The organism is Azospirillum sp. ST 5-10 (assembly GCF_051225715.1).
Classification (GTDB): domain Bacteria; phylum Pseudomonadota; class Alphaproteobacteria; order Azospirillales; family Azospirillaceae; genus Azospirillum.
In genome coordinates, this window is sequence record NZ_JBPJSP010000011.1 from 32127 (window position 1) to 46780 (window position 14654).

Annotated in this window: 15 protein-coding genes and 1 pseudogene; 1 reads left to right on the plus strand and 15 read right to left on the minus strand. The window is 72.4% G+C overall.

Features of this window, described 5'->3' with window-relative positions; translation table 11 throughout:
* Positions 1 to 87: 87 nt before the first annotated feature.
* The 11 genes from kynA to ACSBPG_RS14365 all read right to left on the minus strand — a co-directional run bounded on the left by kynA (position 88) and on the right by ACSBPG_RS14365 (position 11616).
* Positions 88 to 909: a tryptophan 2,3-dioxygenase gene (gene kynA / locus ACSBPG_RS14315; RefSeq protein WP_435537854.1), complete on the minus strand. Its 822-nt coding sequence runs from the start codon at positions 907 to 909 to the stop codon at positions 88 to 90.
* Between the two features lie 23 nt (positions 910 to 932).
* Positions 933 to 2165, minus strand: coding sequence for a kynureninase (gene kynU / locus ACSBPG_RS14320; RefSeq protein WP_435537855.1), 1233 nt, complete (start codon positions 2163 to 2165; stop codon positions 933 to 935).
* Positions 2162 to 2800 (minus strand): arylformamidase, encoded by a 639-nt coding sequence (kynB, locus tag ACSBPG_RS14325; protein ID WP_435537856.1) that lies wholly within the window; start codon positions 2798 to 2800, stop codon positions 2162 to 2164. Before kynB ends, kynU begins: the two co-directional genes overlap by 4 nt.
* Before the next feature lie 112 nt (positions 2801 to 2912).
* Entirely contained in the window at positions 2913 to 4913 is a 2001-nt protein-coding gene (locus ACSBPG_RS14330; RefSeq protein ID WP_435537857.1) for a cache domain-containing protein, read from the minus strand.
* Positions 4914 to 5076: 163 nt separating this feature from the next.
* Positions 5077 to 5796: a class II aldolase/adducin family protein gene (locus ACSBPG_RS14335; RefSeq protein WP_435537858.1), complete on the minus strand. Its 720-nt coding sequence runs from the start codon at positions 5794 to 5796 to the stop codon at positions 5077 to 5079.
* A gap of 123 nt (positions 5797 to 5919) precedes the next feature.
* A complete protein-coding gene (locus ACSBPG_RS14340; RefSeq protein WP_435537859.1) occupies positions 5920 to 6957 on the minus strand; it encodes a formate dehydrogenase subunit gamma in 1038 nt (345 codons plus the stop codon).
* Positions 6958 to 6989: 32 nt separating this feature from the next.
* Positions 6990 to 7193 carry a hypothetical protein gene (locus ACSBPG_RS14345; RefSeq protein WP_435537860.1) on the minus strand — a complete coding sequence of 68 codons (204 nt, stop codon included), beginning with the start codon at positions 7191 to 7193 and terminating at the stop codon, positions 6990 to 6992.
* A 74-nt stretch (positions 7194 to 7267) separates the two neighbouring features.
* The gene (fdh3B, locus tag ACSBPG_RS14350; protein WP_435537861.1) at positions 7268 to 7864 is read right to left on the minus strand and encodes a formate dehydrogenase FDH3 subunit beta; all 597 of its coding nucleotides are present in this window, start codon (positions 7862 to 7864) and stop codon (positions 7268 to 7270) included.
* Positions 7865 to 7883: 19 nt separating this feature from the next.
* Positions 7884 to 10772: a formate dehydrogenase subunit alpha gene (locus ACSBPG_RS14355; RefSeq protein ID WP_435537862.1), complete on the minus strand. Its 2889-nt coding sequence runs from the start codon at positions 10770 to 10772 to the stop codon at positions 7884 to 7886.
* A 14-nt stretch (positions 10773 to 10786) separates the two neighbouring features.
* On the minus strand, positions 10787 to 10987 hold the full coding sequence (locus ACSBPG_RS14360) for a formate dehydrogenase (RefSeq protein ID WP_435537863.1): 201 nt from the start codon (positions 10985 to 10987) through the stop codon (positions 10787 to 10789).
* 50 nt (positions 10988 to 11037) lie between these two features.
* Entirely contained in the window at positions 11038 to 11616 is a 579-nt protein-coding gene (locus tag ACSBPG_RS14365) for a TorD/DmsD family molecular chaperone (protein ID WP_435537864.1), read from the minus strand.
* Between the two features lie 462 nt (positions 11617 to 12078).
* Here ACSBPG_RS14365 and ACSBPG_RS14370 point away from each other — a divergent pair, with 462 nt between their 5' ends.
* Entirely contained in the window at positions 12079 to 12243 is a 165-nt protein-coding gene (locus ACSBPG_RS14370) for a pentapeptide repeat-containing protein (protein WP_435537977.1), read from the plus strand.
* Between the two features lie 82 nt (positions 12244 to 12325).
* Here ACSBPG_RS14370 and ACSBPG_RS14375 read toward each other — a convergent pair.
* From ACSBPG_RS14375 to fdhD, 4 genes and pseudogenes are all read right to left on the minus strand, one after another.
* Positions 12326 to 12586: pseudogene (locus ACSBPG_RS14375) on the minus strand (DUF3306 domain-containing protein); the annotation flags it as partial.
* Positions 12583 to 13110, minus strand: coding sequence for a DUF3305 domain-containing protein (locus ACSBPG_RS14380; RefSeq protein WP_435537865.1), 528 nt, complete (start codon positions 13108 to 13110; stop codon positions 12583 to 12585). The pseudogene ACSBPG_RS14375 and the gene ACSBPG_RS14380, both read right to left, overlap by 4 nt.
* A 37-nt stretch (positions 13111 to 13147) precedes the next feature.
* Positions 13148 to 13780: a molybdenum cofactor guanylyltransferase MobA gene (gene mobA, locus ACSBPG_RS14385; RefSeq protein WP_435537866.1), complete on the minus strand. Its 633-nt coding sequence runs from the start codon at positions 13778 to 13780 to the stop codon at positions 13148 to 13150.
* Positions 13770 to 14651, minus strand: coding sequence for a formate dehydrogenase accessory sulfurtransferase FdhD (gene fdhD / locus ACSBPG_RS14390; RefSeq protein ID WP_435537867.1), 882 nt, complete (start codon positions 14649 to 14651; stop codon positions 13770 to 13772). The genes mobA and fdhD overlap by 11 nt, the downstream gene beginning before the upstream one ends.
* Between the last annotated feature and the right edge of the window lie 3 nt (positions 14652 to 14654).

Consider the following 14654-nt stretch of genomic DNA (forward strand, 5'->3'; position numbering starts at 1 on the left):
CCTGCCCCCACCCTCCCCACGGCTCCGCCGCGGGTCCCCCCTCCCCCGCTTCGCAGGGGAGGCACTCGTGGGTTCGGCTCGGGGGTCTCACAGATCGGTGCGCAGATCCCACAGCTCCGGGAACAGGCGGACGTCCAGCATGCGGCGCAGGTAGGCCACGCCGGACGTGCCGCCGGTGCCGCGCTTGAAGCCGATCACCCGCTCCACCGTGGTGACGTGGCGCATGCGCCACTGGCGGACGGTGTCCTCCAGGTCCACCAGCTTCTCCGCCAACTCGTACAGGCTCCAGTGGCGGTCGGGATCGCGGTAGACCGCGAGCCAGGCGGCGCGCACACCGTCGTCGGCGCGGTACGGCTGGGTCCAGTCGCGCTCCAGCCGGTCGGCCGGCACCGCCATCCCGTGGCGGGCCAGCGCGCGGATCGCCTCGTCGTACAGGCTGGGGCTGCGCAACGCGTCCTCCAGGGCGGCGGACAGGTCGGCGCGGTGGCGATGCGGGGCGAGCATGGCGGGCTGCTTGTTGCCCAGCAGGAACTCGATGGTGCGGTACTGGTAGGACTGGAAGCCGGACGAGCGGCCGAGCCGGTCGCGGAAGGCGGTGTATTCGCTGGGGGTCAGGGTGGACAGGACGTCCCACGCCTGGATGAGCTGCGCCATCACCCGCGCCACCCGCGCCAGCATCTTGAAGGCCGGCCCCAGATCGTCGCCGGCGACGTGGGCGCGCGCCGCCGTCAGCTCGTGGATGACCAGCTTCATCCACAGCTCGGTCGTCTGGTGCTGGACGATGAAGAGCAGCTCGTCGTGGCAGGACGAACGCGGCTGCTGCGCCGACAGCAGCGTGTCGAGGGCGAGATAGTCGCCGTAGCTCATCGCGCCGGAGAAGTCGGTGTGGGCGCCGTCGTCGTCGGTCATGGCTCCTCGCTCGGTGGCGTCGGTCACGTCACCGCCGCCCGGCGGTGGAACCCGGGGCGGTCCCAGGCGGCGGTGTCGAGCACCTCGCGCAGCGCCTCCACCGCGTCCCACACGTCGACGTGGCGGACATAGAGGGGGGCGAAGCCGAAGCGCAGGATGTCGGGGGCGCGGAAGTCGCCGATCACGCCGCGGGCGATGAGGGCCTGCATCACCGCGTAGCCCTGGGGATGGCGCAGCGACACCTGGCTGCCGCAGCGCTCCGGGTCCGCCGGTCCGAACGGCTGCAGGTCGGGGCAGCGCGCCGCCGTCAGGCGGCGGAACAGGCCGGTCAGGCTCAGGCTCTTGCGGCGGAGCGCCGCGAGGTCGGCCGCCAGCACCTCGTCGACGCCGGCCTCCAGCGCCGCCATGGCGAGGACCGGCGGCGTGCCGCACAGGGCGCGGCGGACGTCGGCGGCGGGGCGGAACGCCGGGTCGAAGGCGAAGGGCTCGGCGTGGCCGAGCCAGCCGGTGAGGGGCTGGCGGAAGTCGGCGATCAGCCGGCGCGCCACGTAGAGGAAGGCCGGCGCGCCGGGGCCGCCGTTCAGGTACTTGTAGCCGCATCCCACGGCAAGGTCGGCCCCCGCCGCGTCCAGCCCCACCGGCACGGCGCCGGCGCTGTGCGCCAGGTCCCACAGGGTCAGCGCGCCGGCGGCGTGGGCGGCGCCGGTCAGCGCCGCCATGTCCAGCATGGCGCCGCTGCGGTAGTCGACGTGGGTCAGCATCGCCACGGCGACGTCGCCGTCGACCGCGCCCGCCACCGCGTCGCGGTCGACCAGCCGGAGTTCGACGCCGCCCAGCAGGTCGCCCAGCCCCTCGGCGACGTAGAGGTCGGTGGGGAAGTTGGCGCGCTCCGACAGCACCACGCGGCGGCCGGGGCGCAGCCGCAGCGCCGCCGCCAGGGCCTTGAAGAGGTTGACGGAGGTGGAATCGGCGACGACGACCTGGCCGGCCGCCGCGCCGACCAGCCGGCCGATCTTGTCGCCGAGGCGCGTCGGCAGGTCGATCCAGCCGGCATCGTTCCAGCTGCGGATCAGGCCGCGGCCCCACTCCTCGCGCACCGTGCGCTCCAGCCGGGCGACGGCGGCCCGCGGCAGCGGCCCCAGCGAATTGCCGTCGAGATAGACGACGCCCTCGGGCAGCAGGAAGCGCTCCCGCGCCGCCGCCAGCGGGTCGGCGGCGTCGAGGGCGGCGCAGTCGGCGCGGGTCGGCGCCGTCATGCCGGCAGCTCCCGCAGGACGGCGCGCACCGGGGCGGCGTCCAGGTCGGCGAGGTTGAGCGGCAGGGCGATCAGCTCGTAGTCGCCGGGCTCGACGCCGTCCAGCACCAGCCCTTCGAGGATCGCCATCCCGTGCGCCCGCACCCGGCCGTGGGCGTCCATCGTCTTGGAGTCCTGGGGATCGACGGAGGGCGTGTCGATGCCCACCAGACGCACGCCGTGGGCGGCCAGCAGGTCGACGGTGTCCGGGTGGAGGGCGGCGAACCCGGGGTCCCAGGCGTCGCCGGGGGCCGCCGCGTAGGTCCTCAGCAGCACCCGCGGCGGGACAGCGGCGAGACGGCCGGCGACGGCCCCGGGCGGCACCCGCGGGCCGGAACCCACCACGTCCACCACCCGGCACGGCCCGAGATAGGGGCGCAGGTCCAGCCCGCCCACCGGCCGGCCGGCGGCGTCGTAGTGCAGCGGCGCGTCGGCGTGGGCGCCGGTGTGGGTCGACAGGGTCACCCGCGCCACGTTGACCGGGCAGCCCGGCCCGATCGTCCAGGTCCGCTCCTGCCGGTAGGCGGTGTCGCCCGGCCACACCGGGATGCCCGGCCGCAGCGGCGGGCCGATGTCCCACAGGCGTCGCTCCTCCATCGCCTCCCCCCGGTTCGACTGCCCGCCAACCCTGCACCGCGCCGGCTGCGGCGGGAAGGGACGCCTTCGGGCGAGGCGGGCGCGAAGGAGGTAGGGGGGTGCCGATGCCGCCCTATGCCGCCGGCGCGCCCGCCCCGTCCGCCGCGGTGGCGCGGATGTCGTGGAGGGCGCCGGCGACCGCGGCGCGCAGCGAGTCCGCCTGGCGCGACAGCGACCGCCCGGCCTCCAGCACGTCGCCGGACGCCGTCCCGGTCTCGCGCACGGCGGCGGTCACGGTGGCGATGTTCGCCGACACCTGCCGGGTGCCGGCCGCCGCCTGCTCGACGTTGCGGGCGATCTCGGCGGTCGCGGCACCCTGCTCCTCGATCGCCGAGGCGATGGCGGTCGTCACCTCGTTCATCCGGCCGATGGTCCGGCCGACGTCGGCGATCGCCTTCACCGCCTCGTCGGTGCCCCCCTGCACCTCGGCGATCTGGGTGGCGATCTCCTCGGTCGCGCGGGCCGCCTGGTTGGCCAGCGACTTCACCTCGCCGGCGACGACGGCGAAGCCCTTGCCGGCCTCGCCGGCGCGCGCCGCCTCGATGGTGGCGTTGAGCGCCAGCAGGTTGGTCTGACCGGCGATGTCGGTGATGAACTTCACCACCTCGCCGATCTTCTGCACCGCCCGCACCAGGGCGCCGATGCGGTCGTTGGCGCGGCCCGCCTCGTCCACCGCGGCACCGGCGATGGTGGCGGAGCGCGTCACCTGCCGGCCGATCTCGGCGATCGACGAGGAGAGCTGCGTCGTCGCCGCCGACACCGTCTGGACGTTGGCCGAGGCCTGCTCCGCCGCCGCGGCGACCGCGGTGGCGCCGCCGTTCGCGGCGTCGACGGTGCGCGCCATGGACTCCGCCGTGCCCAGCATGCCGCGCGAGGCGGCGGCGATGCCGTCGGTCACCGCGGCGAGGCTGCTCTCCAGCCCGTCGGCGATCCGCCGGACCACGGCGGCGCGCTCCGCCTCGGCGCGCCGGCGCATGGCCTCCTGCTCGCCGTGCAGCTCGCGGATCTCCACGGCGTGCCGCTTGAACACCGCGACCGCACGGGCCATGTCCCCGACCTCGTCGCCGCGCCCGGTGGCCGGCACCTCCAGGGCCAGGTCGCCGCCGGCCAGGCCGTGCATCGTCCGGCTCAGCGCCGACAGCGGGCCGCTGATCGAGCGCGCCATCAGCCAGGCCAGCCCGAGGCCGACCACCAGGACGCCGCCGCCGATGCCCAGCGCGGCGTTGCGGGCGGCCGCGTACTGGGCGGCGTATTCGCTGGAGTCCATGACCACCTCCACCACGGCGGCCGGCTTGCCGGAATAGTCCGGCATGGCGGCCACCAGCGACGTCAGCGGCACGCCGCCGACCACGCCGCGGCGCACCGGCGTGGCCCCCGCCAGGGCGGCCCGCCGTGCCGCGTCGTCGGCCAGGGTCGCCTCGGTGGTGGCCGCCACCCGCTTGAAGGTGCCGTCGGGCTGCTCGATCGCCACCGCGGCGTCGGCGCCGAAGCGCTCCTTGAACTCGTCGACGAAGGCGCGGCCGAACTCCATGCCGAACTCGACGGTGCCGGCATGGCGCCCGTCGGGCGCTGCGACCGGCACCACCGAACGCACGCCGAGGCCGGCCACCCCCTTCTCCAGGCCGATCGCCGGCGCCCGGTTGGCGTTGGCGGCGACCACCGTGGCGCGGAAGGAGGAGAGATCGTCGCCGAACTTCTTCGGCATGTGGAGGCGCAGCCACGAGGTGGCCGGCGGCGTGTGGAACTGGAACTGCTCGACGCCGTAGGCGGTCTTGAGATGCGCGAACGGTTCGGCGAACAGGCCCGTCAGGCGTTCGCGATCGCCGGTGGCGAAGGCCGCGCGGACGTCGGGAACGTCGGCGACGAAGGTCGCCAGGGCGCCGGCGGTCGTCGTCCGCATCGCCGTCACGGCGATGAGCGCGTTGCGCAGGCCCAGCAGTTCCCGCTCCTCGGCACGCTCCGTCGCCCGCGACAGGCTGGCCAGCATGACCGGCACGAGGACCGCGACGGCCAGGGTCAGCAGCAGCGCGAAGGCGAGCGTCACCCGGGATTTGATGGAGAGCTTCGACAGCATGGCACACCTCCATTGCATCGCCGCCGCACCGGCGTCTCCGGGAGGGCGTGGCGTGTGGGCGCTCGCTCAACTCTGCCGGACGGGCGGCGGGGGCGACCCTGCCAATTCGTCATAGCGGGTCTAGCATACGCGCATATGCACAATGGAGAGGTGCCGGCTGTTGTCAACGACGCCGATCGGACGGAGCGCGCGCGGCCCGCCGCCGCGGCGCGTCGGGATGCGCCGCCGCGCCGTCGCCGCCCAGGGCGTATTTCATGGCGCGCATCTTCTCGGCGACGCGGCCGATCTCGTCGGCGGGCAGGATGACGGGGGTGCCGAGCCCGAGGGCGAACACGTACTGGCGCGCCAGGGTCTCCACCTCCACGGCCAGGGCAAGGGCGGCGTCGGGGGTCTTGCCCAGCACCACCATGCCGTGGTTGGCCAGCAGGCAGGCCAGCCGCCCCTCCAGCGCCGCCAGCGCGTGGTCCGACAGGGCCTGGGTCCCGAAGGTCGCGTAGGGGGCGCAGCGGATCGACTCGCCTCCCGCCAGCGCCACCATGTAGTGGAAGCTCGGGATCTCCCGGCCGTGGACGGCGAGCGCGGTGGCGAAGGTGGGATGGGCGTGCAGGACGACGTCGACGTCGGGCCGCGCGGCCAGCACGTCGCGGTGGATGCGCCACTCCGACGAGGGCGCCCGATCGCCCTCGAAGGTGCCGTCGAAGTCCATGTGGACGATGTCGCGGGGACGCATCTGGTCGTAGGGCAGGCTCGACGGCGTCACCAGGAACCCGTCCTCCACCCGCACCGACAGGTTGCCCGAGGCCCCCTGGTTGATGCCCGTCCGGTTCATGGCGAGACAGGTCTCGATGATGGCGCGGCGCTGCGTGCGGTGGCGGACGGTCATGACGGGGCCCGGCGGAAGCGAGGGAACGCGCCGGCCAGGGAGCCACGGCCCCGGTGCCCTGTCAAGGAAGCCCGCCGCGCCGGCCGGTCGGACGGCCGGGGTCGCGGCGCGGCGGTGGCCGCCTCACTCGGCCGGCGCGGGGCGGTGACCGTGATCGTGCGGCGGCGGCTCGCCCTTGACGTCGGCGACCCACAGGGCGTGGTGCTCGCGCGCCCACTGCTCCTCGACCTGGCCGCTGCCCATCGCGGCGAACGCCCCTTCCATGCCGATCGAACCGATGTAGATGTGGCCGATGATGACGGCCGCCAGCGCCAGCGCCGTGGCGGCGTGGATGATCTGGTAGAGCTGCATGTCGGCCAGCGTGCCGAAATAGAGCGGGAACAGCAGTTGCACCCCGGTGAAGCCGAGCACGGCGCCGCCGGCCACCGTCGCCCAGAAGATCAGCTTCTGGCCGGCGTTGAACTTCCGCGCCGGGGGATGGACGCCGCGGGAGAACAGGCCGCCGGCGCGCAGCACCCAGCCGAGATCGGTGCGGTCGGGCAGATTGTGGCGCACCCACATCAGGAAGATCAGGAGCACGCCGAGCATGAAGGCGAAGCCCAGGAAATTGTGCGCCCGCTTGCCCCAGGCCGTCAGCAGGGCGAAGACCTCCGGCCCGAGCAGCGGCAGCAGGGTGTAGCGGCCGTAGAGGACGTTCAGCCCGGTCAGCGCCAGCACGACGAAGCTGCCGGCGGTCAGCCAGTGGGCGGCCCGTTCCACGGTGCCGAAGCGCTCGATCGTCCGGCCGGTCCGCGGGCCGTCGATGCGGATGCGCCCGCGCAGCAGGAAGAACAGCACGAGCACCGCGACGACCGCCCCCATCGCCCAGGCCCCGTACTCCGCCACCGGGCCGTTGCGCAGGCTGCGCCAGAGTTCGCCTTCGGACTGGATCAGCATGGCGGCGTTGGGGCCCCGCGCCGCGGTGAGACCGGTCTCGCCCTGGCGGACGGCGCGCCACAGGTCGGCCTCGTCCTGGCCGGGCGCCTGGGTCGCGGGCGGCGGCACCATGCCCTCGTCGAGGCGGATCGACGACGATTGCGCCGACGCCGGCGCCGCCGGCAGGGCGGCGACCGCGACCGCCACCAGCAGCGCGGCGAGGACCGTCTTGAACCAGGACGCCATCTTTCCTCTCCCTCTCCTTGGGACCCTGACCATCAATAGTGCTGGCGCTGCGTGCGGGCCCGCAGGGCGTCGCGCTGCCCGTCGGTCAGCGGGGTGTCCGGCCGGCCCGCGTAGACGCCCTTCTCGACGTGGAGCGGGCGGCCGCGTTCGTTCTCGTCGCAGCCCGCCAGGACGCCGGCCGCCAGCAGCAGGACGGCGGCCAGGCACGGGCGCCGCGCGCGCGTGTCGGATGTCATCACCGGATACAACCACTCTCTGTGCGGGGTGGGATCCCCTCCCCCGGCGGCGCCGGGGGAGGGAGGCGGGCCGCTTACAGGCTCGCCTTCAGCTGATAGGCGGTGCCCCAGCCCCAGGCGCCGGACCCGAAGCCGCGGGCGACCACGCGCTCGCGGTAGATGTCCGACACCTTGTCGCCGTCACCGGCGAGCAGCGCCTTGGTCGAGCACATCTCCGCGCACAGCGGCAGCTTGCCCTCGGCCAGGCGGTTGCGGCCGTACTTCTTGAACTCGGCGTCGGAGCCGTCGGCCTCGGGGCCGCCGGAGCAGAAGGTGCACTTGTCCATCTTGCCGCGGGAGCCGAAGTTGCCGGCCTGCGGGTACTGCGGCGCCCCGAAGGGGCAGGCGTAGAAGCAGTAGCCGCAGCCGATGCACAGGTCCTTGTTGTGCAGGACCACGCCCTCGGCGCTCTGGTAGAAGCAGTCCACCGGGCAGACGGCCATGCACGGCGCGTCGGAGCAGTGCATGCAGGCGACGGAGATGGAGCGCTCGCCGGGCTGGCCGTCGTTCAGGGTGACGACGCGGCGCCGGTTGATGCCCCAGGGCACCTCGTGCTCGTTCTTGCAGGCGGTGACGCAGGCGTTGCACTCGATGCAACGGTCGGCGTCGCACAGGAACTTCATACGGGCCATGGTTCAGTCGCTCCTAAGCTCAGACCGCCGCGATGCGGCAGAGGGTGGCCTTGGTCTCCTGCATCTGGGTGACCGAATCGTAGCCGTAGGTCTGGGCGGTGTTGCACGCCTCGCCCAGCACGATGGGGTCGGCGCCCGACGGGTACTTGCCCCGCCGGTCCTCGCCCTGGAACCAGCCGCCGAAGTGGAAGGGCATGAAGGTGACGCCCTTGCCGACCCGCTCGGTCAGCATGGCCTTGACCTTCACCTTGCCGCCCTCGGGGCCGTGCACCCACACCATCTGCCCGTCCCGGATGCCCAGGCCGTTGGCGTCGAAGGGGTTGATCTCGACGAACATGTCCTGCTGCAGCTCGGCCAGCCAGGGGTTGGAGCGGGTCTCGTCGCCGCCGCCCTCGTACTCGACCAGGCGGCCCGAGGTGAGGATCAGCGGGAACTCCTTCGACACGTCGCGGTCCTGGATCGACTTGTAGAGGGTCGGCACGCGCCAGAACTTCTGGCGGTCGGTGTAGGTCGGGTAGGCCGCCACCAGGTCGCGGCGCGTCGAGTACAGCGGCTCGCGGTGCAGCGGCACCGGATCCGGGAAGGTCCAGACGATGGTGCGGGCCTTGGCGTTGCCGTGGGGGCAGAGGCCGTGCTTGATCGCCACGCGCTGGATGCCGCCGGAGAGGTCCGTCTTCCAGTTGACCGCCTCCGGCTTGGCGCCGCCGATCCCCTTGATGGCCGCCATTTCCGCTTCCGTCAGGTCACCGTCCCAGCCGAGCTTCTGCAGCATGGCCATGGTGACCTCGGGATAGCCGTCCTTGATCGCCGAGCCCACGGGGAAGGAGTTCTCGGCGAGCAGGTTCACCCCGTTGCGCTCCAGGCCGAAGCGGGCGCGGAAGCCCATGCCGCCTTCGGCGACCGGCAAGGAGATGTCGTAGAGGTTCGCCGAGCCCGGATGCTTCAGCTCCGGCGTGCCCCAGCACGGCCACGGCAGGCCGTAGTAGTCGCCGTCGCACGGCCCGCCGTTGGCGCGCAGGGTCGTACGGTCGAAGGTGTGCTGGTTCTCCATGTGGGCGCGCAGCCGCTCCGGCGACTGGCCGGTCATGCCGATCGTCCACATGCCGCGGTTCCATTCCCGCGTCAGGTCCTCGATCAGCGGCTCGTTGCCGTTCACCGTGATGTTCTTGCACATCGCCTCGGCGAAGCCGAACTTCTTGGCGAACAGGTACATGATCTCGTGGTCGGGCTTCGCCTCGAACAGCGGCTCGACGATCTTCTCGCGCCACTGGATCGAGCGGTTCGAGGCCGTGACCGACCCGTAGGTCTCGAACTGGGTCGCCGCCGGCAGCAGGTACATGCCGTCCCTGCGGTCCTGCATGACCGCCGTCATCGTCGGATAGGGATCGATGACGACCAGCAGCTCCAGCTTCTCCATCGCCTTCTTCATGTCGGGAAGGCGGGTCTGGCTGTTGGGAGCGTGGCCCCAGAAGACCATGCCCTTGATGGCTTCGGGCTGGTCCAGGTTCTGCTTGTCCTCGAGGACGCCGTCGAACCAGCGGGACACCGGGATGCCCACCTTCTCCATCATGTCCTTGGAGGCGAAGTTCTTCGCCAGGTCCTCGTAGGAGACGCCCCACACCCGCGCCCAATGCCGCCACGCCCCCTCGTCCAGGCCGTAGTAGCCCGGCAGTGTGTCGGACAGCACGCCGACGTCGGTCGCACCCTGGACGTTGTCGTGGCCGCGGAAGATGTTGGTCCCGCCACCGGCCATGCCGATGTTGCCGAGCGCCAGTTGCAGGACGCAGTAGGCGCGGGTGTTGTTGTTGCCGTTGTGGTGCTGGGTGCCGCCCATGCACCAGACCAGCGTGCCCGGCCGGTTGGAGGCCAGCGTGCGGGCGACGCGGTTGAGCTGGCTGCCGGGCACGCCGGTCACCCGCTCCACCTCCTCGGGCGTCCACTTGGCGACCTCGGCGCGGATGTCGTCCATGCCGTAGACGCGCTGGGCGATGTACTCCTTGTCCTCCCAGCCGTTCTCGAAGACGTGCCAGAGGATGCCCCAGATCAGCGCCACGTCGGTGCCCGGGCGGAAGCGGATGTACTCGTCGGCCTTCGCCGCCGTGCGCGAGAAGCGCGGGTCGGCGACGATCAGCGGCGCGTTGTTCTGCTCCTTGGCCTTGAGGATGTGCAGCAGCGAGACCGGGTGGGCCTCGGCGGCGTTGGAGCCGATGAAGAACATGCTGCGCGACTTGTGGATGTCGTTGTAGCTGTTCGTCATGGCGCCGTAGCCCCACGTGTTCGCCACGCCGGCGACCGTGGTGGAGTGGCAGATGCGCGCCTGGTGGTCGATGTTGTTGGTGCCCCAGAAGGCGGCGAACTTGCGGATCAGGTAGGACTGCTCGTTCGAGTGCTTGGCCGAACCGAGCCAGTAGACCGAATCCGGGCCGGACTTCGCACGGATCTCCAGCAGCTTGGCGCCGACCTCCTCGACCGCCTGGTCCCAGCTCAGCCGCTGCCACTTGCCGTCGACCAGCTTGACCGGATAGCGCAGGCGGCGCTCGCCGTGGGCGTGCTCGCGCACCGAGGCGCCCTTGGCGCAGTGGGACCCCAGGTTGAAGGGGCTGTCGAAGCCCGGCTCCTGGCCGATCCACACGCCGTTCTGCACCTCGGCCACCACGGTGCAGCCCACCGAGCAGTGGGTGCAGACGCTCTTCACCTGCTTGATGGTGCCGCCCGCGCCGGCGGGGGTCGCGGCCTCGGCCTTCTTCACCCGCCCCGGCGGCAGCGTCGCGGCGACCGCCGCACCGCCGGCGGCGAGTCCCGAGGTGCGCAGGAACGTCCGCCGATCGACGGTGCTGCCGGTCAGATCGGACAGCACCCTGGCGAGGCGGGGCCCGGACGACGCCGCGGCCTTCTTCTTGGTCAGCATGAGCGGAGTCCTCCTTAGAACCGGCTGGTTTCGTAGGCCTTGCGGACGTGCTCGGTCTCTCGGTAGCCGGTCCCTTCCGGCGCCGTCCCGGCTTCGGCCTCGGGCGCGCCGGCGGAAAGCCCGACCGCGGCGGCCCCGAACGCCCCGGCGCCGAGCCCGGCGGCACGGAAGAGGTCGCGCCGCCGCAGTGTGCTGTTGTCCTTGTGGTCCGTCATCGTCGTCACCCTTTCCAGCGAAACCGGTTCACGTCCGCCCGCGGGCGGTCTCATGCGGTCATGGCGAAGGCCTGCCCCTCGACCTCCAGGAAGCGTCGCCCGACCGTGCCGACCGCCCGGTAGAAGGCGGCGGACGGAGCGGCCTCGAGGTCGACGAAGAAACGCGGCGCCCAGGAGCCGATGTGCCGCTCGTAGAAGGCGCGCTGCGTCTCCAGATCGGCCGGCGCCGCGAAGGTGCCGGTGATCAGGCCGGCCATCATCTCGCACAGCGCGGCGATGTGGTCCTCGGGGTCCTTGACCTCGTCGGCCCGGGCGATGCCCAGCCGCGCCATGTCGGCGCGCAGGTCGGCCAAGGGCTTCTCGTTCAGGAATCCCGTGAGGTAGTAGGAGCCGTAGGGGGTCATCTCGCTGCCGCCGACGCCGACGAACAGCACCATGTGCTCGCCCGCCACGGCGGCCGGCGTGGCACGCCGCGCCGCATCGGCCAAGCCGGCGAAGGCGGCGCCCAGCGGACTGGCGTCTCCGGCCACCGCCGCGACGGCGTCGAGCAGATCCCCGCCCGGCGGCTCGGCCAGAAGGCGCGCCAGCAGGGCGTAGGTTTGCGCCCGCAGCAGTTCCTCGTCCGGCACGGCCGGACTCGTGGCGTGATCCGGCGGCGACGCCGGACGGCCACCGTCACCCAATGGCGACATGGTTGTCCCTCCCCTGAACGACCGCTCCGTTCCACTCCCCGCATCACGGAGCCGTCGCTCGGCGACTCTTTCGGTCACCTTCGCGTCAGCCACGGTTCCCGCCGGTTCGGCCGGCATCGTCCGCGTTCGTCAACTCCATGCCGCAACCGCGAAAAACCCGATGAGTGACAGGGGGTTACTCACGGTGCCCGATCATTAAAAGGACAATTTGCGGCAATGTCAACATCCGGCGGCCCGACCACTTCGGCCCGCAAGACGAGACAGACAGAAGGCGTTATGCTTGCCAAAGCATAACGCCGGTTCGACGGCACGCGTATCTTTGGCCGCCGGATCAGTCCGCGGGACCTTGATCCCCGCTCGTCTCGGGATTGGCCGCGGTCGACTGGGAGACATCCATCGATTCCACCGACTCGTCGCCGGCGGCCAGCCGCTCGGTTTCGGCGCGCTCGGTTTCGGCGCGCTCGGTTTCGGCGCGTTCGGCTTCGACGCGCTCGGCTTCGACGCGCTCGGCTTCGACGTCGGCCGCGTCGATCATGCCCTTGCCGACGCGGAAGAGCGTCTTGACCGCGTCCGTCCTGGCGAACACCGCGTTGTAGTCGGCGGCATAGTCCACCAGCCCGTCGAGGTTGGCGAACACCGGATCGGACGTCCACAGCTTGCGCAGGGCCTGACGCTGCAGCACCTCCGGCACGCCGTCGCGCAGGAAGGCGGTGAAGTCGGACTCGGCGGTCAGACTGTCCACCGGCGGCAGGTCGGGCGGCGCCTCCGTCCCGGAGGCGTCCCCGCCGGACGGCGGCACCGCCTCCGGCGCGGCCGCGGGCTCCGGCGCGGCCGCCGGAACCGCGCCGGGCCTGGTCTCGGCCCGCTTCAGGCGCGACCACCGCGACAGGAAGGTCTCGTCGGTCATGAGCGCACCCCGCCACCGGCCAGCGGCGGCCGGCCGGGCTCCTCGGGGCGGTGGCGTTTGCGCTCCCGCTTCTCGAAGGGGACGTCGACGTGGTGCTGGGCGACGAAGTCGGCCACCAGCGCCGCCACCTCGGGCGGCATCGCCACGGGCTCGACGATCTCCGCCCCGCTGACCTGGTAGGCCTCGGCCTCGTGGGCCGAGGCGGTGACGAAGAACGGCACCACGCCGGTGCCGTCCGCGTCGGGACGCAGCACGACCCAGAGCCGCGGCGGGCGCTGCGACAGGTTGACCTTGTACCCCTCCGTGTCGGTCCGGAAGAGCTCCAGGGTCAGGGTGGCGGCGTGCAGATGCGCCCAGCCGTCGCCCTCGCGGATCACCCGCCACGCGCCGTCGACGGGCGGCGCGCCGGGAATGACGGCGACCGGCGACCACACCGTGTCCTGCCACGGCGTGCTGCCCCGTCGGCGCTCCAAGACGACGCCGATCGGCATCGTCTCCACGCGGTCGAGCCTGTCGCTGTCCATGGTCGTGCGCTCCCGCCCTGCGAACCTCCACCCCACCCTATCCCGTCCGGCCCTCCCGCAACAACCGCTCGGCCTCCTCCAGGTCCTCCGGGCGGTTGGTGTTGAAGAAGGGATCGACGGGGTCGCAGGCGAACTCGGCGACCGCCAGCCGGTGGCGGCCGGTCCACGCGTCCACCTTGCGCACCCCCTCCTCCACCATGGCGCGGCGGAGGTCGTCGGCGAGGCGCACCGGCCAGAGGCCGAACACCGGATGGTCGCGACCGCCGGAGCGGGCGCAGGCGAGGTCGGCGCCCTCGGCCTCGACCGCGCGCCGCAGCCGGGCCACCAGGTCGGCCGGCAGGAACGGCGCGTCGGTGGCGAAGCTGGCCACCCATTCCACCCCCGGCACGGTCGCGCGGGCCCACTCCAGGCCGGTCAGCACGCCAGCGAGCGGGCCGGCGTAGCCCTCCACCACGTCCGCCGCCACCGGCAGGTCGAAGGCGGCGAAGCGCGCCGGGTCGCCGTTGGCGTTGAGCACCAGAGCGCCGACCTGCGGGCGCACCGCGGCGACGATGCGCTCCAGGATGCTGCGGCCGCCCAGCGTGCGCAGGTTCTTGTCGCCGCCGCCCATGCGGCGCGACAGGCCGCCGGCCAGCAGCACGCCGGCCGTCGTCGCGGCGTCAGTCGTCATCGCGGCCCCCCTTGCGCTGATGGCGGCTCGGCTCCTCGCCGGCCGCCGCCGGGTCGGCGTCGAACTCCAGGCGGTCGAGGCCGGCCAGCGCGATGAAGCGCCGCCCCTTGGCCCGGCCGACCAGGGTCAGGCCGGCCTGGCGCGCCAGCTCGACGCCCCAGGCGGTGAAGCCGGAGCGCGACACCAGGATCGGGATGCCCATCTGCACGGTCTTGATCACCATCTCGCTGGTCAGCCGGCCGGTGGTGTAGAAGATCTTGTCCGCCGCCGCCACCCCGTGCAGGTGCATGTAGCCGCGCACCTTGTCCACCGCGTTGTGGCGCCCGACGTCCTCCATGTAGAGGAGCGGCCGGTCCTCCTGGCACAGCACGCAGCCGTGGATCGCCCCCGCCTCCAGGTAGAGGCTCGGCGTCAGGTTGATCTTCTTCGACAGCGCGTAGATCCACGACGTGCGGAGCCGGGCCTGCGGGTTCAGGCGGACCGTCTCGAACACCTCCATGACGTCGCCGAAGGCGGTGCCCTGGGCGCAGCCGGAGGTCAGCGTCTTCTTCTTCAGCTTCTCCTGGTAGTCGGTGGACCGCGCGGTGCGCACGACCACCGTGTCGGTCTCCTCGTCGACGTCGACGGCGGCGATGCGGTCGTCGGCGCGCAGCATGTTCTGGTTCAGCAGATAGCCGACCGCCAGGTACTCCGGGTAGTCGCCGATCGTCATCATGGTGACGATCTCCTGCCCGTTGAGGAACAGGGTCAGCGGCCGCTCCACCGTCACCGCCGTCTCGATGGGCCGGTTGTCCTGGTCGACCCCCTCCACCCGGCGCGTCAGACGCGGGTCGGCGGGATCGGGCCGGATCGTGAATTCCTGCATGTCCATTCC

What these genes read in the sequence shown, in the direction of transcription:
- kynA (WP_435537854.1), bottom strand. Translation starts at nt 909, where the DNA reads ATGACCGACGACGACGGCGCCCACACCGACTTCTCCGGCGCGATGAGC.
- kynU (WP_435537855.1), bottom strand. Translation starts at nt 2,165, where the DNA reads ATGACGGCGCCGACCCGCGCCGACTGCGCCGCCCTCGACGCCGCCGAC.
- kynB (WP_435537856.1), bottom strand. Translation starts at nt 2,800, where the DNA reads ATGGAGGAGCGACGCCTGTGGGACATCGGCCCGCCGCTGCGGCCGGGC.
- ACSBPG_RS14330 (WP_435537857.1), bottom strand. Translation starts at nt 4,913, where the DNA reads ATGCTGTCGAAGCTCTCCATCAAATCCCGGGTGACGCTCGCCTTCGCG.
- ACSBPG_RS14335 (WP_435537858.1), bottom strand. Translation starts at nt 5,796, where the DNA reads ATGACCGTCCGCCACCGCACGCAGCGCCGCGCCATCATCGAGACCTGT.
- ACSBPG_RS14340 (WP_435537859.1), bottom strand. Translation starts at nt 6,957, where the DNA reads ATGGCGTCCTGGTTCAAGACGGTCCTCGCCGCGCTGCTGGTGGCGGTC.
- ACSBPG_RS14345 (WP_435537860.1), bottom strand. Translation starts at nt 7,193, where the DNA reads ATGACATCCGACACGCGCGCGCGGCGCCCGTGCCTGGCCGCCGTCCTG.
- fdh3B (WP_435537861.1), bottom strand. Translation starts at nt 7,864, where the DNA reads ATGGCCCGTATGAAGTTCCTGTGCGACGCCGACCGTTGCATCGAGTGC.
- ACSBPG_RS14355 (WP_435537862.1), bottom strand. Translation starts at nt 10,772, where the DNA reads ATGCTGACCAAGAAGAAGGCCGCGGCGTCGTCCGGGCCCCGCCTCGCC.
- ACSBPG_RS14360 (WP_435537863.1), bottom strand. Translation starts at nt 10,987, where the DNA reads ATGACGGACCACAAGGACAACAGCACACTGCGGCGGCGCGACCTCTTC.
- ACSBPG_RS14380 (WP_435537865.1), bottom strand. Translation starts at nt 13,110, where the DNA reads ATGGACAGCGACAGGCTCGACCGCGTGGAGACGATGCCGATCGGCGTC.
- mobA (WP_435537866.1), bottom strand. Translation starts at nt 13,780, where the DNA reads ATGACGACTGACGCCGCGACGACGGCCGGCGTGCTGCTGGCCGGCGGC.
- fdhD (WP_435537867.1), bottom strand. Translation starts at nt 14,651, where the DNA reads ATGGACATGCAGGAATTCACGATCCGGCCCGATCCCGCCGACCCGCGT.